General features: G+C 42.0%; 21 protein-coding genes. 6 read left to right on the forward strand and 15 right to left on the reverse strand.

Annotated elements, in window-relative coordinates:
* Positions 1-120: 120 nt before the first annotated feature.
* From CWB72_RS14560 to CWB72_RS14570, 3 genes are read right to left on the reverse strand one after another with little or no spacing between them, the layout of a single operon-like run.
* Positions 121-2,544: an ABC transporter permease gene (locus CWB72_RS14560; RefSeq protein ID WP_138632767.1), complete on the reverse strand. Its 2,424-nt coding sequence runs from the start codon at positions 2,542-2,544 to the stop codon at positions 121-123.
* On the reverse strand, positions 2,537-3,226 hold the full coding sequence (locus CWB72_RS14565) for an ABC transporter ATP-binding protein (protein ID WP_138632770.1): 690 nt from the start codon (positions 3,224-3,226) through the stop codon (positions 2,537-2,539). Before CWB72_RS14565 ends, CWB72_RS14560 begins: the two co-directional genes overlap by 8 nt.
* A gap of 55 nt (positions 3,227-3,281) precedes the next feature.
* A complete protein-coding gene (locus tag CWB72_RS14570) occupies positions 3,282-4,529 on the reverse strand; it encodes an efflux RND transporter periplasmic adaptor subunit (protein WP_138632772.1) in 1,248 nt (415 codons plus the stop codon).
* A 177-nt stretch (positions 4,530-4,706) separates the two neighbouring features.
* Between CWB72_RS14570 and CWB72_RS14575 the strand changes: the two genes are divergently transcribed.
* Complete coding sequence (locus tag CWB72_RS14575; RefSeq protein WP_138632775.1) at positions 4,707-6,077, forward strand: sigma-54-dependent transcriptional regulator; 1,371 nt, start codon at positions 4,707-4,709, stop codon at positions 6,075-6,077.
* Positions 6,010-7,371, forward strand: coding sequence for a sensor histidine kinase (locus CWB72_RS14580; RefSeq protein ID WP_138632778.1), 1,362 nt, complete (start codon positions 6,010-6,012; stop codon positions 7,369-7,371). Before CWB72_RS14575 ends, CWB72_RS14580 begins: the two co-directional genes overlap by 68 nt.
* A 59-nt stretch (positions 7,372-7,430) precedes the next feature.
* Here the strand turns inward: CWB72_RS14580 and CWB72_RS14585 are convergent, their stop codons facing one another.
* Complete coding sequence (locus CWB72_RS14585) at positions 7,431-8,489, reverse strand: Kelch repeat-containing protein (protein WP_138632781.1); 1,059 nt, start codon at positions 8,487-8,489, stop codon at positions 7,431-7,433.
* Between the two features lie 382 nt (positions 8,490-8,871).
* On the opposite strand from CWB72_RS14585, the gene CWB72_RS14590 reads away from it, so the two are divergent.
* Entirely contained in the window at positions 8,872-9,189 is a 318-nt protein-coding gene (locus tag CWB72_RS14590) for a DUF952 domain-containing protein (protein ID WP_138632784.1), read from the forward strand.
* Positions 9,190-9,246: 57 nt separating this feature from the next.
* Here CWB72_RS14590 and CWB72_RS14595 read toward each other — a convergent pair whose 3' ends face one another.
* From CWB72_RS14595 to CWB72_RS14605, 3 genes are all read right to left on the reverse strand, one after another.
* Positions 9,247-10,368, reverse strand: a complete 1,122-nt coding sequence (locus CWB72_RS14595; RefSeq protein WP_138632787.1) for an FAD-dependent monooxygenase — start codon at positions 10,366-10,368, stop codon at positions 9,247-9,249.
* A 92-nt stretch (positions 10,369-10,460) separates the two neighbouring features.
* Complete coding sequence (locus CWB72_RS14600) at positions 10,461-11,561, reverse strand: DUF5700 domain-containing putative Zn-dependent protease (RefSeq protein ID WP_138632791.1); 1,101 nt, start codon at positions 11,559-11,561, stop codon at positions 10,461-10,463.
* 153 nt (positions 11,562-11,714) lie between these two features.
* The gene (locus CWB72_RS14605) at positions 11,715-12,179 is read right to left on the reverse strand and encodes a nuclear transport factor 2 family protein (RefSeq protein ID WP_138632794.1); all 465 of its coding nucleotides are present in this window, start codon (positions 12,177-12,179) and stop codon (positions 11,715-11,717) included.
* Positions 12,180-12,469: 290 nt separating this feature from the next.
* Here CWB72_RS14605 and CWB72_RS14610 point away from each other — a divergent pair, with 290 nt between their 5' ends.
* On the forward strand, positions 12,470-15,316 hold the full coding sequence (locus CWB72_RS14610) for a TonB-dependent receptor plug domain-containing protein (RefSeq protein ID WP_138632797.1): 2,847 nt from the start codon (positions 12,470-12,472) through the stop codon (positions 15,314-15,316).
* 70 nt (positions 15,317-15,386) lie between these two features.
* Here the strand turns inward: CWB72_RS14610 and CWB72_RS14615 are convergent, their stop codons facing one another.
* The 7 genes from CWB72_RS14615 to CWB72_RS14645 all read right to left on the reverse strand — a co-directional run bounded on the left by CWB72_RS14615 (position 15,387) and on the right by CWB72_RS14645 (position 23,645).
* Positions 15,387-15,980, reverse strand: a complete 594-nt coding sequence (locus CWB72_RS14615; protein WP_138632800.1) for a LysE family translocator — start codon at positions 15,978-15,980, stop codon at positions 15,387-15,389.
* 130 nt (positions 15,981-16,110) lie between these two features.
* On the reverse strand, positions 16,111-17,283 hold the full coding sequence (prpF, locus tag CWB72_RS14620; RefSeq protein ID WP_138632803.1) for a 2-methylaconitate cis-trans isomerase PrpF: 1,173 nt from the start codon (positions 17,281-17,283) through the stop codon (positions 16,111-16,113).
* A gap of 47 nt (positions 17,284-17,330) precedes the next feature.
* Positions 17,331-19,922 carry a Fe/S-dependent 2-methylisocitrate dehydratase AcnD gene (gene acnD, locus CWB72_RS14625; protein WP_138632806.1) on the reverse strand — a complete coding sequence of 864 codons (2,592 nt, stop codon included), beginning with the start codon at positions 19,920-19,922 and terminating at the stop codon, positions 17,331-17,333.
* A gap of 105 nt (positions 19,923-20,027) precedes the next feature.
* Positions 20,028-21,149, reverse strand: a complete 1,122-nt coding sequence (gene prpC, locus CWB72_RS14630) for a bifunctional 2-methylcitrate synthase/citrate synthase (RefSeq protein WP_138632809.1) — start codon at positions 21,147-21,149, stop codon at positions 20,028-20,030.
* A gap of 91 nt (positions 21,150-21,240) precedes the next feature.
* Positions 21,241-22,119 (reverse strand): methylisocitrate lyase, encoded by an 879-nt coding sequence (prpB, locus tag CWB72_RS14635; protein ID WP_138632838.1) that lies wholly within the window; start codon positions 22,117-22,119, stop codon positions 21,241-21,243.
* Between the two features lie 59 nt (positions 22,120-22,178).
* Positions 22,179-22,838 (reverse strand): GntR family transcriptional regulator, encoded by a 660-nt coding sequence (locus CWB72_RS14640; RefSeq protein WP_138632812.1) that lies wholly within the window; start codon positions 22,836-22,838, stop codon positions 22,179-22,181.
* Positions 22,839-23,435: 597 nt separating this feature from the next.
* Positions 23,436-23,645: a cold-shock protein gene (locus CWB72_RS14645; RefSeq protein WP_058031834.1), complete on the reverse strand. Its 210-nt coding sequence runs from the start codon at positions 23,643-23,645 to the stop codon at positions 23,436-23,438.
* A 474-nt stretch (positions 23,646-24,119) separates the two neighbouring features.
* Here CWB72_RS14645 and CWB72_RS14650 point away from each other — a divergent pair, with 474 nt between their 5' ends.
* Entirely contained in the window at positions 24,120-25,247 is a 1,128-nt protein-coding gene (locus CWB72_RS14650; RefSeq protein ID WP_138632815.1) for a GNAT family N-acetyltransferase, read from the forward strand.
* On the opposite strand, the gene CWB72_RS14655 is transcribed toward CWB72_RS14650, so the two are convergent.
* Entirely contained in the window at positions 25,227-25,817 is a 591-nt protein-coding gene (locus CWB72_RS14655) for a DUF938 domain-containing protein (RefSeq protein ID WP_138632818.1), read from the reverse strand. The genes CWB72_RS14650 and CWB72_RS14655 overlap by 21 nt on opposite strands.
* A gap of 189 nt (positions 25,818-26,006) precedes the next feature.
* On the opposite strand from CWB72_RS14655, the gene CWB72_RS14660 reads away from it, so the two are divergent.
* A complete protein-coding gene (locus tag CWB72_RS14660; RefSeq protein WP_130255071.1) occupies positions 26,007-26,189 on the forward strand; it encodes a hypothetical protein in 183 nt (60 codons plus the stop codon).
* The last annotated feature ends 212 nt before the right edge of the window (positions 26,190-26,401 follow it).

A 26,401-nucleotide genomic window follows, 5' to 3' on the forward strand; every position in this document is an offset into this window, starting at 1 on the left:
AAGGCAAATATTTCATTATTTAGTTGTTCTAAATGAGAAATCTTTAACGCAGCTATCGTCAGATTTAATCCCTCAAAATAGTTAAGTGTTATTGCGGATTGGTATCAAAATCTATAACTACTACTCATATCGCAGAGCTGTAATAGGTCGCTCTTTCGCTGCAATAGCTGATAAAGAGCCAACTGTTACCCACGCAATCACAAAGGCCAAAGCCGTAGCAACAGCAAATGGCAATATAGATAAATCAATACGATACACAAAGCTATTTAACCATTCTTGCATAATGAAGTAGGCAGCAGGCCATGCAATGATGTTGGCAATCAACACCTGCTTTGAGAACTCTTTATTGATCAAAATAACAATATCTAGCACAGATGCGCCTAACACCTTACGTATGCCAATCTCTTTAGTGCGACGCTGTGTAGTGAAAGATGCAAGGCCAAATAACCCTAAACATGCAATAAAGATAGCCAGCAATGAGAACAGGTTAAACACAATGAATTCTCTGTCTTCTTGCTGATACATTTGGTTGAATCTATCGTCTAGGTAGTCCAATGCAATCGGCTGCTCAGGTACAAATTTACTCCATGTTTGCTCAATGTAGTCGCGCACTTGTGCAGTGTTGCCCGAGTATTTAATCGACATGTTGCTACCATTGTTATGGTTAAGCAAATGATAGGTTGGTGCCACTTCCGTTTTAAGTGATGAAAAATAATAGTCTTCTGTTACACCCACTATGGTCGCTGTGCCTTCAGAGGTACGAGTAAATAATACTTTAAACTGCTTACCTAACGCTTCTTCAGGCGAGTAGCCCAATGTTTTTGCGGCTACGCTATTAATGACCACGCTAAACTCTGGGTTAGGGTTTTCTTCTGAAGGTTGAGAAATTGCATCTGCGGTAAAGTCACGGCTAAAACCTCGACCACTCAGTAGCTTAATATTGTAAGACGAGAAATAATCTTCATCGACTGCCAGCACTGGCATAAGCTGCATCTCTTTCGTTGCAGGGTTAAGTAAGCCCATTGAATCCGTCAGCGAACCCGTAGGAAAGCGTGATGTCATAGTGACGCTGGTGATATCAGGATTTGCCAGCAACTGAGTTTTAATGGCATCGCGTTGTGGGCTGGCTTCAGTGGTCCACAAACCTCGCAAAACAAAGGTATTCGTTTTGTCATAGCCAAGCTCAATATTTCTCGCATAATTCAACTGCATACTTGCAATCACGGTTGCCACAATTAATATAATTGCCACACTAAACTGGAATACCACCAGACCTTTTCGCAGCAACGCTCCGGTTTTACCTTGCGTGACTTCACCTTTTAACACTCTGGCCGGCTTGAAGGCGCTCAAATAAAATGCTGGATATATACCCGAAATTAAACCAACCACTAGCCCTAACGACAATAAAATACTCAGAGTATTTAAATCTAAATAGCTAAAACTCAGCGCCTTACCAATAAAATCGGCAAACATAGGTAAAGTCGCTTCAACCAACGCAATCGCAATAAACAGAGCAATATAGCAAAGCATGATGGCTTCAATCATAAACTGAGTGACAAGACTATACTTCTTCGCACCCAGTGTTTTACGCACTCCAACTTCCTTAGCCCGTTTAGTTGCGGTTGCTGTCGATAAATTCATAAAATTAACGCATGCAATTAATAGGATCAGCGCAGCAATGATACTGAATGAGAATACAATATTAATGTCACCATTCTTTTTCATTTCACCATAAAGGTGTGAATTTAAATAGATATCAGTAATATTGATCAGAGTGTAATGGAAAATATCTCCGAGGCCTTCTCCGATATGATTTTCTAAAAACTCAGGAAAGCGTGCTTCAAGTGCTTTAATGTCCGTATTTGGCTTCAATTTGAAGTAGGTTGAATAATTGAAACTCTGATCTGTATCCCAATTAGGGTTTTGAAGAAACTCAGCAGCCGTGCCCATACTCACTATTGCTGAAAACTCTAAATGCGTTCGCTTTGGAAGATCTTTGATAATACCAGTGACTTTTAAAGGAATACGATTCGCTAAAATAAGCGTCTTATCGAGTACGTCTGCACTCGAAAAATAACGACGTGCTGCAGACTCTGTTAATACAACAGTATTGGGCTGGACTAAAGCGCTTTGCTTATCTCCCTTTATCATCTCAAGAGACATAAAATTGAACACATTGGCATCAGCTAATGTTAGCCCTACATCACTAAAGTGCGTATCACCAAAACCCAAAGTAGCCCCCATTGACCGAAGACGGGTAGCTTCAGTGATTTCATCAAAATAATTCGTAAACCGCTCCGCGTTATATACAGAGCCTTGAGCAAAACTCTGAGTAGGCGAGCCTGGCACAGTCATTTTTAATGACGTACGGTAAATGTTTTCGTGGTCTTTAATGTGTTTGTCGTAACCCAACTCAGACTCAACAAAGATTGCCATGCTGATACAAATCACCAAGCCAATGGCTAAACCAAGAATATTAATACCTGAGTAAAGCTTTTGTTTTAACAGATTGCGATAGGCAATGACTAAATAGTTATTAAGCACAACGCACCTCCTGCATATTTTGAGACACGATATGGCCGTCTAATACATTGATAACGCGGTGTGCGTAATTGGCATGGTGATCTGAGTGAGTAACCATCACTATGGTGACCCCTTCACGATTTAATTGCGCAAGTAGCTTCATAACCTCTTCACCATTTTTAGAATCTAGGTTACCTGTTGGCTCATCGGCCAAGAGCATTTTTGGCTCTGCGACTATGGCACGCCCAACTGCTACCCTTTGCTGCTGACCGCCCGACAGTTGCTGTGGGTAGTGATCTTTACGGTGCGCAATGTCGACCTTTTCTAAAATTGCCAATACGCGCTGCTCACGCTCTTTTTTTGCTATGCCTTGATAAACCAATGGCAGCTCAACATTTTCAAAAACGGTTAGCTCATCTATCAAATTAAAGCTTTGGAAGATAAAGCCAATGTTGTCTTTACGAATGTCGGCCAGCTTATTTTCGGTGAAGCCACTGATATCTTGGCCTTCAAAGATATATTCACCTTGATCGATGTGATCAAGCATGCCGACGATATTCAGTAGCGTCGATTTACCCGAGCCAGACTGACCCATTATGGCCACAAACTCACCACGCTCTACGTGCAATGTGACGCCATGAAGTGCATGTGTTTCGACTGATTCTGTGCGGAATATTTTGCTAATGTTGGTTAGGTTGATCATCTGTTTAGTCCTAATTCTTTTTAAATCTATTTAATTATTCATTGCTGACGGGCTTTTACTGCGTCAGCTTTAAAGTCTGCATATCGATAAAAGTGCTATAGCTTGAGGTGATGACTCTGTCGCCCTCGTTTAACCCTTCTAGTACTTCAATGAATTTGTTATTGCGCTGGCCTAGGCGAACTTGCTTGCGAATGGCAACTTCGCTACCTGGCTCGATTACAAACACCCATTTACCTCCTGTATCTTGAAAGAAGCCGCCATTTGGGATCAGCTTAGCGGGTTTTGCATCAGCTAGTAGCAACTCCATTTGTAGGGTTTGGCCACGACGAATACGCTCAGGTAAGGCATCGTTAAAAGTTAGGTCGACTTCAAAGCGACCATTGCTTACCTCGGCATAAACTTTTGCAAGTGTCAGTGTGTAATCTTGACCTTGATGGATGATTTTTGCAGTTTGCCCAGCAAATACACGGCCTAAGTAAAATTCATCAATTAACGCGCTGACCTTGTACTCATCGACAATATCAACCTGACCCAAACGTGAGCCACGCGACTTTGACTCCCCTAGTTCAGCATTAAATGCGGTTAGCTGGCCGTCGATTGGCGCTTTGATCACTAAGTTTTCAAGGTTCTTGCGGGCAAAATTTAAGTTCTTATTTAGCTGCGCGACACTGTCTTCAAGCTGAGCAATTTGGGCGGTACGAATAAGCTCATCTTGCTCTTGCTGTTCAATCACCAGCGTGCGGCGATCTTTTAAATATTGTGTGCGGTCGTTCACAGCTTTTAATTCGTTTTGTGACACCAAGCTGTTTGCCACCAGCTTTTTATGTTGTGCCAGCTTGCGTTCACTCTGTTTAATCTCAAAATCTAGTTCTAATAAGTTACGCTTTAGGTTTAAACGATTTTGATCGATGGCCAGACGGGTGTTGTGTAGGTTATTTAACTGCTCAGAAATTTGCGCCTCACGAGAGATAACATCAAGCTGTAATCCTGTGTTACTCAAAGCTAAAATCTTATCGCCCTTTTTAACCATCGCGCCTTCTTCTACAAAGCGCTGCTCTACACGTCCCCCCTCAATAGCGTCTAAATACACTGATTTACTCGGGGTAACATTACCACGAAGTGGGATCATATCTGTGAATTCACCACCAGTGACTGTGCTTACCTTTATTTTGTCCATTTCTAGGTTGTAACGACTGCCACTACTGTTTGCGGTATTGCTTATTAAAAAGTATGTAATGGCAATTGCTGGGACTGCCAACCACCACGCTTTAAATGTGCGTTTTTTGCTGATCACTTTATCCATTTCTAACATCCTAATCGTTTAGATTTGTTAGATATAAGACAATTACTGTGCCAAAAACAAAAGCATATACATAACAACAACTTATAATTTTAAGCGCGATTTAACACAGATAAAAGTGTAAAACTTTAAAACACTTGGTGTACGATATCGTACACTTTGAAAGTAAGGAAATGCGCCATGGCTGTAATTAATAAGTCGATTCTAGTGGTTGATGACAACGCCGAGATATTAATTGCCACTAAGATGTTATTAAAACAACACTATAAGCATGTTGTTACCCTAGATAACCCGCATAAAATCAATGACGCCATGGAGAAAGAGTCTTTTGCTTTGATTTTACTCGACATGAACTTCACCCGAGAATCCACCTCTGGTGCTGAAGGCTTTTACTGGTTAAAGCAAATAAAAGCCATAGACGAAGACGCCGTTGTGGTGCTATTTACAGCTTTTGGTGATATGTCGATGGCGGTGGATGCCATTAAACAAGGGGCCAGTGATTTTGTGCTAAAACCTTGGCAAAACGAAAAACTATTGGCAACCGTGGCGAACTGTATCGACTTAAGCGCGCAGCGCCAAAAAAGCAAAAAGCTGAACCAAATCGCGGCGCTGTCTTTGGCAGATCAAAATCGTCCATTTGAGAACCTCATTGCAAAAAGTCCTGCCATGGAGCAAGTGTTCACAACTCTCGAAAAAGCCGCAAAGACCGATGCCAATGTATTGATATTAGGTGAAAGTGGCACTGGTAAAGAAGTTATCGCCCGAGAATTTCATAAGCAATCACTGCGTGCCACCGACACCTTTTTATCGGTTGATATGGGCACCATTGCCAGCTCGTTATTTGAAAGTGAGCTATTTGGTCATGCCAAAGGCGCGTTCACCGATGCCAAAGAAAATAAGCAAGGTCGCTTTGAACTGGCCGACACCGGTACCCTCTTTTTAGATGAAATCGGTAATATTCCGCTCGAATTACAAGGTAAGCTATTAACTGCCATTCAAAACCGCGTGATAACCCCAGTTGGCGCCAGCAAAGAGATCTCAGTCGATATTCGTTTGATCACCGCGACCAACATGAATCTATACGACATGGTGCGTGAAGGGTCATTCAGACAAGACTTGTTGTATCGTATCAATACCGTCGAGATCACACTGCCGGCACTGCGCGATAGACCGCAAGATATTCCGTTACTGATAGAATTTTATGCCGACCTTTACTGCAAAAAATACAAGCTAAGCCATAAAACAGTGAGTGACAAAACCATGGCTCAATTACTTGCCTATGATTGGCCAGGTAATATCCGTGAATTGCAGCATTTAGTAGAACGCTCAGTGATTTTATCTGATGGTGAACAATTGCAATTTCAGCTCATGCCAAGCCAAGAGACACAAAGCGGTTCTGCGCAGCTCGATACCTATAACCTTGCTGACATTGAACAAATGACCATAGAGCGCGCCATTGCTGACTTTAAAGGCAACATCAGCCATGCAGCTAAAGCACTCGGTATCACCCGTGCGTCGTTATATCGCAAAATGGAGAAGTACGGTGTTTAATAAAAACAGCGCAGCGGTGTTGGGTTACTTTATCTCGGCGGTCGGTTTTGCCTGTGTTGGGCTTTATGGTTTTGCATTCAGCCATGCCACTTTGCTCAGCATTTTGGCTTTATTTGGCTCTGCCCTATTTGCAGCCCTGACACTCAAACTTTTTGCCAAACAGCAAAAGCAGTTCAACGAAGTTATCAACGCACTGAAATATCAAGACAGTAGTTTTCGCCTCAGTGAAACCCACACCTTAGGTTTACAAGAGCAGCAGATCTGCAATGACCTGATCAAAAAAGTACAACACGATAAATTCAAGCAAGCCGAACAAGTCGCTATTTTTGAAACCATGCTACAACACATTGATGCAGGGGTTATTCTTATCAAAAATCAGCAAGATGTGGTGGTGTGTAACAACACCGCTAAACGAAGCCTAGACATTCGAACGTTTAGCGACGCGAAAGAGCTCTTAACTGCAAAACCCATTCTTGAACAAACCAAGCAAGGTGCCAGTGTCGAAGACGACATACTATTTAAATACTTCGCCTTTAATTACCATAACAATCGCTATGAGGTTTGGCTGTTTACTGCTATTTCAGAGCAAATCGAAAGTACGCAAATCGATTCATGGCAAAAGCTTATTCGTGTATTAATTCACGAAATTGGTAACTCTGTCGCCCCAATTTATTCGCTGTCAAACACCCTGGCGACCATCACAGAGCAGCAACTTGCAAACCAAATAGATGACCAAGACTTAGTCGACGATTACCTACAGAGCCTTAACGCCATTGGCATTCGCAGCCAATCCTTACTTGGCTTTATTGAAGACTATCGTAAGCTCACACATATTCCTCATTTAGAGCTACAACCGATCTCAGTGCAAAGCCTATTTGATGATTTGCAGCCGCTCGTAAAACCACAATTTGATGGGGCCAATATTGCTTTAACGATTTCAATTGAGCCCGAAAACTTAACTGTATCAGGCGATAAAAAGATGCTTGAACAGGTGCTAGTTAACTTAATCACCAATGCCCTAGATGCCTTAAAATTGAGTCAAAAAAATGAGAAAGCAGTGAATATCACTGCGAGTATTAACCGCTATGGAAAATGCGAAATTGCCATACAAGATAACGGCGATGGCATTGAACCGAGTGCACTTGAGAAGATCTTCGTGCCTTTCTTTACCACTAAACCAAAGGGCTCTGGCATAGGCTTAGCGCTTAGTCAGCAAATTATTCATCGTCACAAAGGGCGTATAAAAGTGGCCTCTGAAGTAGATGAAGGAGCCAGTTTTACGCTGGTTTTATAATAGCTTCTAAGAAGAGCCTGAATTAAAAGCGCTAGAAAGTTCTAACGCTTTTTCTTTTATCAGTTTTGTGTTGGCTGATAAATCAAAGTGCTTGATAAAGTTTCTTGCGGACCAATTTTAGCGGCGCCACCCAGCACATATACTTCCCCGTTTAAACTCACTTTACCGTGACCATGACGCGGGGTCGGTAAGGGTTCAAGCTCCTGCCACTCGTCAATGTTTGGGTCATACAAAAACACCGAGTTAAACACTTTGCCATCTTGCCAATTGCCTGTATTTGAAAAGGCTTCGCCACCAGAGACGATTATTTTGCCATCAATCACGGCAGCAGCGAGGCCAGCCGCGGCAATCGGTAAAGGAGCGCGAGATTCCCAAGTTTCAGTTTGGGTATCGTATACTTCAACAGTGTTTAAGTTTTGTCGATTTTCACCGCCTGTACGTCCGCCAATCACATAAATATTATTACCAATCACCGCACCAGCCGCAGAAGCGCGTGCAGTCGGTGCTGGCTTTGCTTTACGCCAGTATGCATTATTCACCAGCACGTAGTGGGCGTTGGTGTCGATATTTTGCTTCTCGCCTCGTTTTCGCGTTTTCCCACCAATCACATGAATGCTTTTACCAACGCTTGCATAAACAGACTCGGCCAAAGGAATTGGTAAAGATGATGCACTCATCCAGCGACTCTTTCTGCTGTCTAAACGATACACTGAACGTTGTGGTTGCCACGCATCCTCCTTAGGGCCGGAGAAACCACCGATGGCATAAACATAATGAATATTGCTCGTCATCCCCAAATGATGCCGAGACTCAGGTAAATCGGGTGCTTTTTCCCAAAACTGTTCTGCAGGGTTTAAAATAAAGATCTTTCTTGTTGGCCCAAGGCCATAGAAACTCTCTGATTTTGATGGCACGAAGCCGCCCCCAACGAATATACGATCTAAAAACACCGCTGGGTAAACCTCTTGTATGGCGACAGGAAGATCAGGTGCAGGTTGCCAAATTTGCTCCATACCAGTCGGCTCTATAGTATCGACAGCTTTCTCTTCAGCAGCAGAATAGAAACTAATCAAGCTCAATAAAACCAAAGTAATCATTCCAGCAGATAATTGTTGCATGTACATTCCTTAAAAAATGTTCTTTCAATTATACCATTCAGGGGTGTATCTAGATCAGTAACATAGCCGTCATATTTGGAGAAGATAAATGCGTCTAATCGTTGATTACTAAAGATTAGTTAAAGCTAGGTGATTTTGACAACTCAGTCTGCATAAATACAAATGAATGACTGATATTGCATTCAACTCACAATCATCTTAATCGAGTTTTAATATCGAATTAGAACACTGTAAAACCCCTTTACAGTTCATCTCGAAGAAACGGCTAAACAAGTGAAGGCAAAAAGTACTCAATCAAATTCTGCAATTTGCAAAGGTTTTTAATTAACGCTTTTGAGGCACTTATTTATAATACTCAATACAAAGTTTGTTGGACTCTATTATGAAAAGTGCCATTTATTTAATTTTACCTCGAACACAAGTTGCTGATGTACTTGCTCAACCTTTTTATATAACCCCTTCAATTGAGTCTGAGGGGTTTATTCACGCGTGTAGTGAATTACAAATAGACTATGTAGTTGCACGATTTTATAAAGATAAAGGGCCGCTTGCTCTTTTAAAAGTTGACCCTGATTTGATCACTGCTGAGGTGAAGTATGAAGGTGCCACGAACAACCCTGAATTGGGGCTATTTCCACATATTTATGGCCCGCTGAATACCAGTGCAGTTGTTGAAGTCAGTGAGTTAAAGTACCAGTAAAGCAAATAAAAAACGCGGTTTGACTTTAACCGCGTTTTTCAAAATTAACCTATGGCTTTAATCAAGTTCATTTAACAGCTTTCGCCAACCCACAACATTAGCTGGGCCTTTCAATCGAATAATACTATTGCGAATAAATCGACCAATTGGTGAGCGTCCTAACCCTGCTAACTTAATGATTTTATTAGACTCAGATACCGTCCAAGAGATCCGCTCTGCTCTTGCTGTTTTATAGGCCTCTAACGCTTCATCTACTGGCTTATTACTCAAGTTATCTGCAAGACAGTTTATATCTTCTAAAGACATGCCTGCACCTTGCTGCAGACTTGGCGGGCAACCATGCAGCGCATCTCCAACTAAAACCACACGATCAAATACTGATTCTGTTTGCTCAACACTCTTAAGCTGCCCCAGCACTATATGCTGTTGTTCGGTTAAGCCTTTTACGCATTGCGCAACAGGCACATCATATTCTGAGAAAATATCTTGCAGTGCTTTATCACTCGGTAGTGCAGCATACTGACCTTGCTCATCAATAATTTGACCATAGCAATACACCTCACTGTCACTGATTGGGTAAATCATGAATGCAGAGTCATTACCCACATAATAAGTCGGCTGTATGTTGGCTTTAGGTTTTTTATTGATAAAACGCCAGTTAGTAACTTGATGAGTCAGCAGTGAGGTGTTTGGTTGAACCATACCTCTTGTGGCTGAGTTAATTCCATCAGCCGCAACGACAAGGTCATACGTTTTACAAACGCCTGTATTGAAAGTCACCGACACTTCATTGTTTTCTTGGCTGAGTGCTGTTGGCCAAGTGTTTAACTGCACATCAGCCGCCATACCGTCTCTTAAAATAGACATCAGCGCATCGCGCTTCAAAGCAACAAAAGGCGCTTTATTTAAAGGCGCTTCATGTAATGAAGCAGAAGCCAAGGTTTTGCCCGAAGAGAGCGCATATTCGATTTGATCAACTTGAAAAGCAAGCTGTTTAACCTGCTCGGCCAAATCTAGTTGCTCTAGCGCTAGCATGGCATTGGCAGGTAAACAAATCGCAGCGCCTTCAGAAGCCAACTCTGATGACTTTTCAATAATATCAATCTCATGACCGAGTGGCTTTAAGCGACGATACAAAGCACAACCCGCAATGCCCGCTCCAACAATTAATATGCGCATTAAATTATTCTCATAACATGTGAATTTAAGCACAATATAACATTAGATTAGCCTGAAAAGTCATCTTATCAGCATGATTTTATGTTTACTTTTTAAAGCGATAGCGATGCACGTTGACGATACACATCTACGACGGCCTGCGAAAACTGAGGCTGCTGCGTACCAAGTCGTTCGACAGCTTGATTGTAAAGATGCGGAAACGCTCTTGGCGCCACCATAGACTCAACAAGTTGTTCCTTCATGCCTGCTTTAACTATGGTTTGTGTCATATACCAGCCGACGACGTGACCCCATAAAGGTAAGCCTGCTTTTTGAAAGGTCATAAAGTCAGCATTTTCATGATCACTTGCCGCTTCGCTCATGACTTTATTTAACGCAATTATATAATTGGGCGCTTTTTTTAATTCACTCGCAAAGTAATTTTTAATTTCATCAGAAAATGGTGACTGCGCTTCTAAAAAACGTGATTTATCTATCAGGTTAGCGACCCCTTCGTGTTGCATGTGGTCAATGGCTCTATCGAAGCCATTTTCTCTATCTAGTGGCTTTGTTAGTTTGATTTTTGCACGTAGATTATGGTGCAACTCATGGGCGCCTAGTTCAAAAGGTGCATGTAAGTCTGACAAATACCCGAGGTAAGGGTCGAGTACTACACCCACAGCACTCGCATGGGCGTTTTGTCCGAAGAAACCAAATACATATTGTGTGGCTTGCTTTGATTGAAAAGCCTTTGGGATCCATTGATTGGCGAGTGCTAATGAGCGTTCAACGGCATCAGAGCCAGTGAGCATATTTTTGTATTCATTGATCCAATCTAAGTTATATAAAGCCGTCCTTAAATGTTTCACCTCTTGCTTTTCGAAAGCATTTAATGCGTCAAAGTGCACAGCTTTCATTGGCAGGAAAGCGATTTCGAAACGGTTTTTTAATTTTTCTTGAGTCAGATCCGAAATACTAAACACCAACTGATAGGCGTTATGAGAAAAAAGTTGCTGCCACGCTTGTTCAGATGGACTTATACCCATTTTGAGCTGATTCACGATACGAATACCATCAGCTAATGACGAAAAATCGTATTGGCTATGTGAAGATATGTGCGTGTTTACAGTTGATGAAGCGTAAACTTTACTTGGTAAAGCTGTATTGGTTAATGCCACCGTAGATAATATGGCAGCCGAGATAAGTGATTTCATTTTTGTTCCCCAGACGTTGACGCTAGGTAACTTAAACAAGTTTAAAAATGAAACAAGTTTAGCACGCTAAAAAGCACATGTTTTGAGATAAACTGCGAGTGGTCTTTATGACTACTCGCTCAACTAAGTCTATTATAAACAAGCTTTTTATTATTAGGTTTTAGGTTTAGCCACAAAAGTCTTATTCACTATCCGCCAAGCGTCATTAAATTTATATAACACTAAGTAATCTATGTAATGGGTTTTTGACGTCTCAAAATTCAACTTAACCATCGCCATTTGCTCGTCAACCACATCAATTGAAAGGATATGGGCTTGCCAATGGTCTTTAGTCGGCTGCTTAAATATCTTGGCAAAGTCACCCAGCTTTTGACTGCGAATACTTTGCTTACCCGTTTCTTTATCTGTCACGATAGACTTTATATGACCATTTTCTAGCTCAAAAGCTTGCGCTATTAAGGCTTCGTCTGACTCTGCAATGCCTTTAAAGTAACTGTTTACAGTTTTAACGATATCGTTATGCTCAGCATGAAAGGTGGCTTTTGCACTGCTTGCGCCAGAGAAAGACACAACGGCTGCAAACGCAATGACTTGTAGACTAGATTTTAAATTCAACATAAGTGATCCCTTGAAAATTCAGTAGCTAGCATCTCGCACAGCTCAAATTATGTAAACCATCCATAAAGATATTTATCAAATATCTAAAATCCTCACCTTACTAAAGTAAAACTACCTAATGACAAATTAAACTTAAGTATTCCATTAGGTAATACTAAATAACAAAACAGTATTTGACATCTTGATTTTTTCTCAATTTACAAAGTATTTACATTAGGTACACTTCTTTGTTGGTTATTTAACCAAATAAAATATTTATAAAAATTACTAAAATTAAAGACAGGATCACTATGCATTTTAAACTTTCTCCCGTTCATAAAGCGATTTATGTAGCCTTAATTGCACTGCCATTTGCAAACTTTGCAGCCGATGAAAGTGCTGTTAAAAAAAATAATGTAGAAGAAATAGAACGGGTTACAGTGACTGGCTCTCGCTTAATCAGACCAGAACTAACCTCATCACTACCCATAACTAGCGTGAGTAGTGAAGATATAGCCTTAAGTGGACTTACCTCTATTACAGATGTGTTTACACGACTACCCGCTATGAATGGTAATCAGGTATCAATTGATGAAAACTTTGGCGCTGATGCTAGAAATAATGATGGCAGACAGAAAGTACAATTAAGAGGATTAGGCTATGCGCGTACACTTAACCTGTTAGATGGTGTGCGAATGGCAGCAGACACCGACGGTTCAGTGGATATTTCAGTTATACCGACTACCATGCTAAAACGTGTTGACATTAAAAAAGGTTCAGCTTCTGCAATATACGGCTCAGATGCTATTGCCGGTGTCATTAACTATCAATTATTGAAAGATTTTGATGGTGTTAAACTGAATGCGTCTACGGGAATAAGTGAATATAACGACGCCCCTACGCATACTTTCAGTTTTGTCGGTGGCAAAAGCTTTGATAGAAGCGGCTTCACTTTAGGTGTAGAGGCTAAGAAGGTTAATACATTTAATAGAGGAAATCGCAGCTTTTATGACCCAGATCGTCGTGATCAGAAAATACATGGAATATTCGAGGGAACAAACTGGAATAGTATCTATGGACCTGATGGCAATTTTACCTATGCGGAATGTAACGAAGATACGGCAACAGCTACATATCATATGTTGCATAGAAATAATGGCACCCAAGGAAATAGCACTTCTGATTTCATACCATATTCGGCAACATACACAGGGGAATCTGGACAAGCTTGTTGGGAACTAGAAGACCTTGCGCAAGAAGAGGTAGAAAAAATTTATAAGGATGCTCACGGTTATAACTTTCAAAGCGAAACCCTCGATGCATCTGAAAGAACAGAATATAGCATCTTACTCAATTCTTATTATGACTTTTCAGATACCTTAGAAGGGACATTCCAACTCCTCTATGCAAACAAAGATAATTATGCACAAGAAGCCGCCGCCGTTGTTTCTCGCTTATTTGTCAGTGAAAATAACAAATACAATCCATTTGGCCGTGATGTTCGGATGAATCGCCGTTTAACTGACATCAATAAACGTAATACCACAACTCAAATAACGCCGCTTCATATTCGCTTGGGACTAAAGGGGGAACTATCAGAAGATTGGTCATGGTCTGCTGATATTGTTCATAGCAGCTATAAGGCTAGAACAGATTATCCTGCCGCATTGAACAGAACATTATTGCAAGACAGCTTAAGTGGTCCAGAGGTGTGCTTACCAGAAAATAATTGCACAGAGCTGAATCCTTTCTTAGATCTTGAGGCACTCAACGAGCAACTACCTGATGATATTATGATTGATGGTATTTGGACTGAGCATGAGGCAGTCACAAACACCATTAACGTCAGCGCTGTCGGCGAGGTATATGAGTTACCGGCAGGTGCTATTCAATTAGCGGTTGGCGCAGAATATAGGACAGAAATAGCCAGTAATGAGTATGACGAAGTTCGAGGCCAGTACAAATTAGTTGGAAATTTAGGGCAAGAGGACAGTAACTTACCTCCTAAACGTAAAATTAAAGAAGCCTATTTTGAAGCGAGTTTTCCAATTCTTCAAGATGCCTATTTAGCGAAACACCTTAGTATTGATATTGCTGTTCGGTATTCAAGTTACAGTGATTCAGGCTCTTCAAGTACACCGTCATTTAATGCATATTGGAAACCAATTGATGAACTTCTGGTGAGAGCAAATTATTCAGAAGGATTTAGAGCACCGACCTTATTTGACTTATATCGTGGTAAAGAAGTATTCACTGACAGATGGTATTCAAATTCGTCAGATCCATGTAGTAAAACAGGTTGGGACGAACTGCCATTATGCAAGAGCTTCGGCGCTAAAGTTGCCAAGGCCGGTCCCTATGAATGGGGTTTTGAAATGGGTGGAAATGAAAACTTACTTCCAGAGACATCAACATCGCGAAATCTAGGGCTAGTTTGGACACCTGATTACATAAATGGCTTTACCGCAACTTTAGACTTTTGGAAAGTTGACATCGAAAATGCACCTGAACGTTTAACTCGTGTCATGCTTAGAGAGAACGCTCGAACAAATGGCGAGCTATTTGGTGATCTAATTCAGCGTAATCCCGAAACTCATGTCCTTGAGTACTATAAAAGTATCATCATCAACATAGGAAAAACCCGCTCACAAGGCTATGACTTGGACCTTAACTATACTTTTCCAGAGACACAATTTGGACAATTTAACTTAACTTATTCTTTAGCTGAAATTACACTCGGTGATGATCAGTACTTAGGCGATGATGAATGGACACCGTCGATTGGTCGATATAATAACTTGGAAACAAAGCAGTCTTACGGCATTTACTGGAATATGGACAATTGGTCCTCATCGTTTACGGTGGCTTATGGCAGTGCGGCCTTCAATTCAAGTGAAGATATCGAATTAGATTTATCAGATGTGCCAGAGAAAGACAAATATAGAACCGCAAGAGACTATGCAAGAGATTGGTCACCGTCTTATGACCTAAAAACTTTTAATCTTGGGTATGATGCTGACGAGTATGGTCGTTTTAATTTAACAATACAAAACCCATTTGGTGAAACACCTCCATTCTTTGATACAGCAAGAGGATACGATCGTGGACCAAATCCAAGAGGCCGTTATTACACATTATCTTGGTTTAAAGAGTTTTAATTTTTTCAACTTCCAGATGGAGCAAAGGTAGATTTAACAATCTACCTTTTTTCTTTTACTAAATCACAATCTAAATAAATAAACCGAGCAAAACACTAATTACCATAAGCCCAGCGCAGATAAAACGTAAATACAGTGCTTGTTTAGGTTTAGAAAAAAGTTGATGCAATTTGCTGCCAATTGCCATCCATAATCCATCAACGATGACGGCTACAATAAAGCTCACCATAACCGTTATCATAGCGCTGTAAACAAGTGATGTTGCAGGTACCATAAAATTCGAAAAAATCGCTAAAAACGCGGCATAGGCTTTAGGGTTGATTAAATTTAATATAAAGCCATCTTTAAAGCTTGGCGCTGCACCTGCTCTTTGCTCTATACCGTTGGTATTAATCGCGATCTTGTAAGCCACGTAAATTAAGTAAGCGGTTGCAATACCTTGGCAGGTTAATTTGACCATCGGGAGTTGCTCAAACAAGCTACCTAACCCCAATGCCACCGAGCTAATTGCCACCAGCAAGCCGAGTAGAATACCAGCAAGAAATCCTAAACCTTGCTTAAAACCAAAACTGGCACCGACACCTGCTAGGGCTAGCGGTGCAGGCCCAGGCGAGCCTAATAGAAGTGCGGTTGTGAGTGCCAGGGTGGTGATTGCTTCTATCATTTATTCCTAATCCCTTTACTTTGAAAATATAAATACGGAGTGATTCAGCCATTAAAAAAGGCCCTCTTGGGCCTTAGGAGTATCACAACTCATGAACAATTTGCTTAAATTAACTTGAGTAGGTTTTTAATTAATTCTGCGGTACGCGTACTGAGCCTTCCATTAGCACTCGTGCGCTTCGGCTCATGACCGCTTTTTCAGCCAGCCATTTACCATCAACAAGTTTTGCAGCTGCACCGACTTTTAATGTGCCCGATGGGTGACCAAAGGTGACGCTTTCACGCTCAGTGCCACCAGCAGCCAAATTCACTATGGTGCCAGGAATTGCAGCAGCGGTCGCAATAGCAACAGCCGCTGTGCCCATCATGGCGTGATGAAGCTTACCCATCGAAAGTGCACGTACACACACATCGATATCAGACTCTGCAATCGCTTTACCACTTGAAGCGGTATAAGCCTGCGCAGGTGCAGCAAACGCGATTTTCGGCGTATGCTGACGTACTTTTGCTTCTTCAATATCTTTGATCAAACCCATTTTCACTGCACCATGGGCGCGAATGGTTTCAAAGCGCTCAAGCACGGCTGGATCGCTATTAATGGATTCTTGTAGCTCTGTGCCTGTGTACCCTAAATCTTCTGCATTAAAGAATAGGGTCGGAATACCTGCGTTGATCATGGTCACAGGGAAAGTGCCAATACCCGGCACTTCAAGACTATCAATCAAGTTACCTGATGGGAACATATCGCCTTCGCCGTCAGCTGGATCCATAAACTCAACCACCACTTCGGCAGCAGGGAAAGTCACGCCATCTAACTCAAATTCACCGGTTTCTTGCACTTCTCCATTAGTCATAGGGATATGCGCGATGATGGTTTTTTTGATGTTTGCTTGCCAAATGCGCACAACCGCAATGCCGTTTTCAGGCACACGCTCAGCGTCAACTAGGTCATTACTGATCGCAAATGCGCCTACCGCAGCGGTTAAGTTTCCGCAGTTTCCGCTCCAATCGATAAAAGGTTTATCAATCGCAACCTGACCAAATAGGTAATCTACATCGTGATCAGGCACATCACTTTTTGCCAGAATCACGGTTTTACTGGTGCTTGACGTTGCACCGCCCATACCATCGGTGTGTTTTGCGTATGGATCTGGGCTGCCAATCACGCGTAGCAATAAATTGTCACGAGCTTCGCCTGCAACTTGTGCCGTAGCGGGTAGATCAGCAAGGTTGAAAAACACGCCCTTACTGGTACCGCCACGCATATAAGTTGCTGGTACTTTAATTTGTGGTTTGAAAGCCATTTAAAAATCCTTCAAAAGCGAATGAGAAAGCCTCATTCGCTTATTTATTAATTATTAGCTTCTAAAAAGTCTTGTGCGAATCTTTGAAGAACACCGCCAGCCGCGTAAATTGATACTTCTTCTGCGGTATCTAGGCGACATAACATAGGCACTTCAACACGCTCGCCGTTTTGACGATTAACCAATAAGGTTAATGTTGCACCTGGGCTTGGCTCACCAATAACGTCATAGGTTTCAGTACCATCAAGACCGAGTGTTTTACGGGTTGTACCGGCTTCAAATTGCAGAGGTAATACACCCATTCCGATTAAATTTGTACGGTGAATACGCTCAAAGCCTTCTGCTGCAATCACTTCAACACCGGCTAAACGCACACCTTTGGCTGCCCAGTCACGTGACGACCCCTGACCGTAATCAGCACCTGCCACAATGATCAATGGCTGCTTACGTTCCATATAGGTTTCGATGGCTTCCCACATGCGCGTTACTTTGCCCTCTGGCTCAATACGCGCCAGTGAACCTTGTTTTACTTCACCGTTTTCGTCTAACACCATTTCGTTAAACAGTTTCGGGTTAGCAAAAGTTGCACGCTGCGCCGTTAAGTGGTCACCGCGGTGTGTTGCGTATGAGTTAAAATCTTCTTCTGGCAGACCCATCTTCGCCAAATACTCACCGGCAGCACTGCTTGCTAAAATTGCATTTGAAGGTGATAGGTGGTCGGTAGTGATATTGTCACCTAATACAGCAAGTGGACGCATGCCTTTCATGGTGCGCTCAGCTGCTAGTGCGCCTTCCCAATATGGTGGGCGGCGGATATAGGTACTCATTTCACGCCAGTCGTAAAGCGGATCATTCTTCTCGCCATAATCGACGTTTAAGTCAAACATTGGCTCATATACTTGGCGGAATTGCTCTGGCTTCACGCTTTTTGCAATAACTGCGTCGATCTCTTCATCCGTTGGCCACAAGTCTTTCAGGGTAACTGGGTTACCGTCTTGATCATGACCAAGAACATCTTTTTCGATGTCAAAGCGAATGGTTCCGGCAATCGCATACGCCACAACCAGCGGCGGCGACGCTAAGAAAGCTTGTTTTGCATAAGGGTGAATACGACCATCAAAGTTACGGTTACCAGACAGTACCGCTGTAGAATATAAATCGCGGTCGATAATCTCTTGTTGGATTTTCGGGTCTAACGCACCGCTCATACCGTTACAAGTCGTACAAGCAAATGCCACAACACCAAAACCAAGTTGCTCTAATTCAGGCAATAACTCAGCATCTTCAAGATACATTTTTACTGTTTTTGAACCCGGCGCCAGTGATGATTTAACCCAAGGCTTACGAGTTAAACCCTTTGCGTTGGCATTACGTGCAAGTAGGCCAGCGGCAATTACGTTGCGCGGGTTAGAAGTATTGGTACAGCTGGTGATTGCTGCGATGATCACCGCACCGTCTGGCATTTTGCCTTCTTCGTTTTCAACTGTGCCAGCAATACCCGCTTGTGCAAGTTCTGAAGTAGATACACGACGATGTGGGTTAGAAGGGCCTGCGATGTTACGGCCAACCGTTGATAAATCAAAAGTTAAAACGCGTTCGTATTCTGCAGTTTCTAAACTGTCGGCCCAAAGACCTGTTTCTTTCGCGTAGTTTTCAACAAGCTGAACTTGCTCGTCGTCACGACCTGTGATTTTTAAGTAATCGATGGTGTGTTGGTCGATGTAGAACATCGCCGCTGTCGCACCATACTCAGGCGTCATATTTGAGATGGTTGCACGGTCGCCAAGTGTTAAGCTTGCAGCACCTTCACCATAAAACTCTAAGTAAGCGCCAACTACTTTTTCAGCTCTTAAGAATTCTGTGATTGCTAATACAATATCAGTTGCGGTGATACCCGGTTGTGCTTTGCCTGTCAGTTCAACACCAACAATATCTGGTAGGCGCATATAAGAAGCACGACCTAGCATGACGCTTTCGGCTTCAAGGCCACCAACACCTACTGCAATGACACCCAGTGCGTCAACGTGTGGCGTATGACTATCAGTACCAACCAATGTATCAGGGAATGCTACACCGTCACGGGCATGGATAACTGGCGACATTTTCTCTAGGTTGATTTGGTGCATGATGCCGTTACCTGGTTGGATAACGTCAACGTTTTTAAATGCTGTTTTTGTCCAGTTAATAAAATGGAAGCGGTCGTCGTTGCGACGGTCTTCAATGGCACGGTTTTTCTCGAACGCATCTTTTTCAAAACCAGCATGCTCAACCGCAAGCGAGTGATCAACAATAAGCTGAGTCGGAACTACTGGGTTTACTTTAGACGGATCGCCACCTTTTGCAGCAATCGCATCACGTAAGCCAGCCAGGTCAACAAGAGCGGTTTGGCCCAAAATATCGTGACACACAACACGTGCAGGGAACCAAGGAAAATCTAAGTCGCGTTTGCGCTCAATTAACTGCGATAAGCTAGCATCTAGCTTATCAGGCTCACAACGGCGAACTAGATTTTCTGCAAGTACACGGGATGTGTAAGGGAGTGTGGCATACGCGCCAGGTTTAATAGCATCAACGGCTTCACGGGTATCGTAATAAGCAAGTTGAGAATTAGGTAAGATTTTACGGTATTTGGTGTTCATAATTCTATCTTCGGTGACGGGGTAGAAAAGGCTAAAATCAATTGAATTGAAAGTGCGGCCCTTTAATAAGGTTAAGGCGCCACACTTTAAATAATACGATTTAAATTAACGCTCTGAAATTGGCGTTACAGGGCGTAGCTCTTCACCTGTGTATTCCGCAGAAGGACGGATAATACGGTTGTCAGCACGTTGTTCCATCACGTGTGCAGCCCAGCCCGTTAGACGAGACATAACGAAGATAGGCGTGAATAGCTTAGTCGGAATACCCATGAAGTTGTATGCAGATGCGTGGAAGAAATCAGCGTTACAGAATAGTTTCTTCTCACGCCACATGACTTCTTCACAACGCACTGATACTGGGTAAAGTACGTCGTCGCCTACATCAGCCGCTAGCTTTTCAGACCAGCCTTTGATGATTTCGTTACGAGGATCTGATTCTGAGTAAATCGCGTGACCGAAGCCCATGATCTTCTCTTTACGCTCAAGTTTACCCATCATTTCAGCTTCAGCATGTTCTGGTGAAGTAAAGCCTTCAATCAGTTCCATCGCTGCTTCGTTAGCACCGCCATGTAGTGGGCCACGAAGTGAACCAATCGCACCTGTTACACATGAATGCATGTCAGAAAGCGTTGATGCACAAACACGCGCTGTGAAAGTAGACGCATTAAATTCATGCTCTGCATAAAGAATTAGAGACACATGCATAACTTGCTCGTGTAATTCTTTGGCTTTTTCGCCGTGTAGCATTGTAAGGAAGTGACCACCAATTGAATCATCATCTGTTTCAACGTCAACACGCACACCATCATGGCTAAAACGGTACCAATAACAAATGATACTTGGGAAAACCGCTAGCATGCGATCGGTTACTTGGTCTTGCTCATCAAATGTCGCTTCACCTTCAAGGTTACCTAACATTGAACAACCCGTACGTAATACGTCCATTGGGTGTGCATCTGCTGGAATACGCTCTAGTACATCTTTAAGGGCTTGTGGCAGACCGCGCATTGCACGTAGTTTGTCTTTATATGCGTCTAGCTCTGTTTGCGTTGGTAGGTGGCCTTTTAAGATAAGGTGCGCCACTTCTTCAAACTGACACTTTTCAGCTAGATCTTTTACGTCGTAACCACGATAAGTTAGGCCAGAACCTGATTTACCTACTGTTGATAATGCTGTTTTACCCGCTACTTGTCCGCGTAGGCCTGCACCGCTTAGTACTTTTGCCATGATGTTGTCTCCTGAATTATTTTTACCTGCTGGGTATTGATATGTGCTGAGTGCAGGTTCATTGCCTGCACTTCAAAATTACTACTTATAATTATTTATTTTTGCCTTCGGCGAACAACGCATCAAGCTTCTGCTCGTAGTCGTGATAGCCAAGGTAATCATAAAGATCCATACGAGTTTGCATGGTATCGATGACAGCTTTTTGATCGCCGTTTTGTAAAATGCTTTGATAAACCAATTCAGCGGCTTTGTTCATTGCACGGAAGGCACTCAGTGGGTAAAGCACCATATCTACGCCCCACTCGCCAAGCTCTTCTTTGTTCCAAAGCTCTGTTTTACCAAATTCTGTGATGTTCGCTAAAATTGGCACATCTAGCGCCTCGCTAAATGCACGGTAGTGTTCTTCCGTTTGTACTGCTTCTGCAAAAATGCCATCAGCACCAGCAGCAACATAAGCTTTTGCACGCTCAATCGCGGCTTCTAAGCCTTCTTGTGCAAATGAGTCAGTACGCGCCATGATGAAGAAATCAGTATCAGTACGCGCATCGACTGCCGCTTTAATACGATCAACCATTTCTTCGGTTGATACGATCTCTTTATTTGGACGGTGACCACAGCGCTTTTGTGCCACTTGGTCTTCCATATGCACGGCTGCTGCACCGGCTTTTTCCATATCACGTACTGTTTTTGCGATATTGAACGCGCCGCCCCAACCTGTGTCGATATCCACCATCAGTGGCAGCTCACATGCAGAGGTAATACGTTGTACGTCAGCAATGACGTCGTTAAGAGACGTCATACCTAAATCAGGAAGACCATAAGAGGCATTTGCAACACCACCGCCAGATAAATAAATTGCTTGGTGGCCGATTTTCTTCGCCATCATTGCGCTGTAGGCATTAATGGTGCCCACGATCTGTAGTGGTTGATTGGCTTTTAATGCATCGCGGAATTTTTTACCCGCACTGATATTTCCTGCTGTCATGATGATGTTCTCTCTAATTTCCTGAATTTGATTTATGGTGAAGCTCACTGCTGGAGTTTGGCTTCGATATTATTTTTTGAATACATAATGTGTCGGCGCATCAACATTTCGGCCAACTCAGGGTCGCGATTGCTGATGGCTTGCACTATATGTTTATGCTCGTCAAAGGCGGTACTTACGCGAGGACCTGCCATGCCTAACTGCACGCGATACATACGCACCAAGTGATATAAGCCATTGACCAACATATTAATTAAATGATTATTTTTGCTGCCGAGAATAATACGGTAATGAAAATCTAAATCGCCCGCTTCTTGATAATAGCGCTCAGTAGTTTTGATATTTTCTGATTGGCTATTTAGGAGCATTTTCAGCTCTGCCACTTCGTCATCAGACATATTAGTTGCAGCAAGACGCGCCGCCATGCCTTCTAGTGACTCACGCACTTGATAAAGTTCAATTAATCCCTCAGGGCTTAATGCCACTACACGTGCACCCACATTTGGCTTGCGCTCAACCAAGTTACAGCTTTCTAAACGGTTAATTGCTTCTCGGACTACGGCACGGCTCACTTCATATTTTGTCGACAACTCAGTTTCACTGAGTTTTGCTGATGCTGGGATTTCACCTTCTACAATCTCTTTTCTTAAGCGAAAAAACGCTTTATCTGAGGCTGTTACAGCATTTTCATGAAAAATCGACATAGTAAATCTTAAAGCCGTGTTTAATAAGTTGTAGACAATATAGTAGTGCTTTACGTGCACGTCAACCTGAAAACGACAAGATTGTCGACAATATTCAAATATAGTGTTTATAAGTTTGGTGAATATTGGGGAGGGGATATTGAGTGAAATATTGAAAGTGAGATTTTTATTAAACGGATAACTTTTTAATTATGGTTGCTTTCTAGTGTTGTAAATAAGGGGGGAATTAGGCTCGGTGTTGTTTTACATCCATGTAGCTACGTCCATCGGGTATCCATACCCTCACCTCCTCGTGCTGCGAAACTTCGTTTCGGTCTTGATAAAGTATAGTGAGTATATTACGTCCATGTAGCTTGGGTCCGGTTCGGCCCATCCAAGGCCTCACGCTCAACGCTAGTCTTGCTGCGCGCACTCGCAAGCCTCAAGACGCGTTTCGCCCTTGCGCAAAAATAACCTTGCTTCGATAGGGTGTCTGGTTCTAATGTAGTTAAATTTGCTCTTTTCACCTTGCGCAAACAGCGCGAACTTCGTTCACTAGTTTGCACCACATATAAAAAAAGCAAGCTAGTGCTTGCTTTCTTGTTAAGTGATTAACACTTAAAGTACAGTGATGTTCTCAGCTTGTGGGCCTTTTTGACCGGTAGCTAATGTGAACTCTACTTTCTGACCTTCAACTAGAGTGCGGAAACCGTCACCTTTGATAGCGCTGAAGTGTGCGAAAACATCTGGACCATTTTCTTGTGCAATGAAACCAAAACCTTTTGACTCGTTAAACCACTTAACGGTACCAGTAACTGTATTAGACATAATATGTATATCCTGATCTTTAAAATTAACTATGCCCTTGTGGGCGCATAGAGCAAAAACTAGACGGTACTTAAAAACTTCAGGACGGTACTACAAGTATGACTCATACAATAACGTGGTGGAAATTTATAAACACTGACAAATTTTTGTCTGTCTTCATAGTAAAGCCCTCTCAAGCTAAGTCAAACGATTTTAGGTCAAAAAATGATTAATTTTTAATTACAGGTAGATCTCTCACACAGCATAAGGCATACGCTCACAAGTAATATTATTGTATATAAATCAATGTAGTTATGACCAATCAATTAAACCGGGTGATAAATTGGCTTAAGTCACAGGTGTTTAAAAACCGAACATTTATTGAGCACGCTAAGCTCTAAGCTTGCTTTTTTATTTAGCGCACAAGGGCAGTTTAAGGCAAAATTAAATCTGATATCATGCCATTTAAAATAGCCTTAATTTTTTGTGTACCCGATGACCTACCAGCGTGACTTTATAGACTCTATTTCAAATATTTCGGAGCATACTTGGAACACACTGACAAATGACCATGTATTTTCCAGTTATGCTTGGCTCAGTGCATTGGAAATCAGTGAATGTGTAAACAAACAAACTGGCTGGCAGCCTCAGCACCTTGTAATTAAGCAAAACGGTCATGTTGTGGCTATCTTACCTGGCTATTTAAAAGACCACTCTTATGGTGAATACGTCTTTGATTGGGCGTTTGCAGAAGCCTATGAAAGATATGGGCTAGTGTATTATCCTAAATGGCTATGTGGTGTGCCTTTTACCCCAGTGCAAGGTCCTCGTATTCTCAGCCAGCACATCACACCTGAATTAATAGCTTATATAGAAGCAACATTACTTGAGTTAGAAGAAAATGGGTTCAGCGGCATTCATCTTAACTTTTTATCTGAACACAGTAATTTCGCTAACACTAGCTTAATACATAGGCGTAATGTGCAATTTCACTGGCAAAATAAAGGCTATCAAAACTTCAGTGACTTTCTATCAGCGCTTAATGCTCGAAAGCGAAAAATGGTCAGTAAAGAGCGCTTAAAAGTACAACAACAGAACTTAACCATAAATTGGTTTTCAGGCTGTGATATTAATGACACCTTACTCGATGCCTTTTATTTAAGTTACCGTCTGACTTATTTAAAGCGCTCAGGTCATAATGGCTATTTAAATCGCGAATTTTTCGCTTTGATAATAAAAAGCTTACCGCATGCAGTTCGTTTATGCTGCGCATTCAAAGATGATGATATTGTCGCCACTAGCCTTTATTTTATTTCAGGCGATACCCTATACGGCCGCTATTGGGGTGCAATTGAGTCCCAATATGACTCGCTTCACTTTGAGCTATGTTATTACCAAGGCATTGAACTTGCGATAAAAGAAGGCATCGTTACTTTTGATGCCGGCGCGCAAGGAGAGCATAAGCTCGCACGCGGTTTTGAACCTGTTTGGCGTCACTCTTACCACACCTTGTTTAGGCCAGAGTTTAAAATCGCGCTACAAGACTACTGCGAAAGAGAAACCCAAGCCTTACAGCAGTACTTTATCGAGTGTGAAGCTAAGTTACCGTTTAAACACCAATAGTCGATTATTCGCTGGCATTTCATGGTCTTGAACTAATTCAAAGCCTTGTTTCTTCGCCAAAGAAACAACCCATTCTTGATCTCGAATACCACTTTGTGGGTCTCTTGCCCTCAGCATGGCATCGAAGCCTTGATTACTTTCACTGGTAAACTGGCCATTGTAGTTAAACGGGCCATAAATGAATAAATGACTTTTCGAATGACTGTGTTTAGCCGCACCTATGATTAGCTTTTCAACCAAAGTCTCAGACACTATATGGAGCGTATTAGCAGTGTAAATTGCATCGTACTTTTCAGTCACGGGCCAATCATAATTTAAATCTAGGGTAATAGGCGCAAATAAATTACTCAGCTTAGCCTCATCTAACCATGCGTTAATCCCTTCATGATGCATGGCTTGATCTGCCGTTTGCCAAATTATATTCGGAAGATGCTTTGTAAAATGCACCGCATGCTGCCCGGTACCGCTTCCTATTTCTAAAATATCTTCTTTGCCCATTAGATAAGGTTTTAACTTACTCAGAATTGGGTCTTTATTGTTTTCACATGCTTGAGAATATGGCTTTGTCATGGTCGTTTTGCACTAAATTGAGGAGTTACTGCCCGTTATTGATGCAATTAATTTAAGAAATAGCAAGCGAGATCAATAAATTTTTTCTATAACTACTTAAAGTGTCTACATAAGTTTTTTTGGTACAACTTCTGCAAAACAACACAGAAATACCAATACTTCAAAGCGTGCAACTCGAGGAGAGATAAGATGAAGATTTCAGAGATCACCCAAATGCCAACTGAATTAAAGAGCCAAGGCGTCATTAAAGGGAGTAGCGAAGAAGACTTAAAGAAAAGTAAGTCATACCAACAAGAAGTCGCAAACCTTATGCAACTTGAAGATCAAGAAAATGAACATACAGAGCAAAGCTTTTTATATGGTTACAATTAAACTAAAAACACTTTTCAACAAAAAAGGCCTGAAGAAAACTTCTGGCCTTTTGCTTTAACTTAGACGTATTTAATGAAGTGTCACTTGCCTTCTACGTCTTACAAAGACAGCAGTTAAACTTGCAAGCAGAAGCCAAACTGGCATTGAACCGCCACCTGAGCCTTCAGATTTAGATATGCTTGTACTATTTATGCTTCCACTATCTGTGCTTC

The organism is Pseudoalteromonas phenolica (genome assembly GCF_005886345.1).
Lineage (GTDB): Bacteria > Pseudomonadota > Gammaproteobacteria > Enterobacterales > Alteromonadaceae > Pseudoalteromonas > Pseudoalteromonas phenolica_A.